Source organism: Prevotella sp. OH937_COT-195 (assembly GCF_003932845.1).
Lineage (GTDB): Bacteria > Bacteroidota > Bacteroidia > Bacteroidales > Bacteroidaceae > Prevotella.
Window position 1 is genome coordinate 1 of the sequence record NZ_RQZH01000070.1, and the last position, 1,406, is coordinate 1,406.

Consider the following 1,406-nt stretch of genomic DNA (forward strand, 5'->3'; position numbering starts at 1 on the left):
TTTCTTACCATTATATATATACACTCCCGCGGGCAGGCGGTCGAGGCTCTCGCCGAGGCGCACGCCTTGGAGGTTATACACGCCGCGCTTGCCGGCAGACACGTCTGCCGTCACGGTTTCGATGCCGTTGGTAACCGGCGCAATGGTCACCTTGTCGGTGATGATATTTCCAGAAGCGTCGCACACGGCGTGCTTCTCGGGGTTCCACACAGCACCGGCGGGTTGGGTTATGGCACAGCCCTCGAGCGTGAGGGTTTTTAAATCGTAGATGGAGCCGTACCCTTCTTCTGACGTGACGGTGGCGTTCTTAACGGTGAACGTCGCCACGGAGCCGTTCTTTCCTGCGATGCCATTGGCGTCCACCTTGCAGCCATCGATGATCAGGTCGGTCTGATTAACAAAGATGCCGATGTCTTCGTATATGGCCTTTACTTTGAGAAAGCCTCTGCCCGTAATGGTCATAGGTTTGGTGTGGACGATGGCTGTACTGAACGCCCTCACCTCGTTGGTGCCGCTAATCTCCACCGTGAGACCGTCGATGCTTGATTCGATGCCTTTGTTGTTAACGCCGTTGATGTCGGCGTTGTCGAGGGTTAGGGTCTTGGTGGCGGGGTCGTAGATTACCGTGCCGCTCACGCCTTCAATCGAGGTGAGGTCGTCGCAGTTGGCGGAGTTCACCTGCTTGCCGGCAATCCAGAGGTCGTAAGCGGTAACCGGCTCGATGGTCACCTTGGATTTGAGGATATTTCCCGAGGCGTCGCACACGGCGTTCCTCTCGGCGTTCCATACAGCTCCGGAGGGGCTTGTGATGGCGCAGCCTTCGAGGATGAGGATCCGGAGGTCGCAGATGGAGCCTCTGCTGCCCTCTGCCGTTATCGTAGCATTACGGATGGTCAGGGATTCTGGGGAGTCGTACACTCCTGTGATGCCATATGCGCCTTTGGTATTGACGGTGCAGCCGTCGATGGTGAGCGAGGTTTTGTAAACCAAGATGCTGCAGTGATATGTGCTCTCTGCGTTGAGCGTGCCACTGCCCGTAATGGTCATCCACATGGTGTGTTCGATGGCTGATTTTACTCCCCCTGCCGTTACCGTGTTTGTGCCGATGAGTTTCACCGTGAGGCCGCCGATTCGTGAAAAGATGCCGGTTCTCTCGCTATCGCCGTTGATGGTGGCGTTGTCGAGGGTGAGAGTCTTGGTGGCGGGGTCATACTTCACCGTGCCGCTTACGCCGGCAATCACGCTGAGGTCGTTGCAGTTTTCGGGGGTTACCCGCGTGCCGGCAATGTAGAGGTCGTAGTAGGTCTGCGCCTGCGCCGTCTGTGGCAGGGCAAACAGGGCTGTGAACAGCGCGACTGTCGCCGCGAGCATGTTCGTAAGTAAATTTGTCTTCATTATTGTTCGAA

Annotated in this window: 1 protein-coding gene; it reads right to left on the reverse strand. The window is 56.8% G+C overall.

Annotated features, from left to right (window positions below; genetic code table 11):
• The coding region (locus tag EII32_RS11255; RefSeq protein WP_125235461.1) for a peptidase at positions 1–1,395 on the reverse strand (1,395 nt) is incomplete at its 3' end.
• Positions 1,396–1,406: the final 11 nt, after the last annotated feature.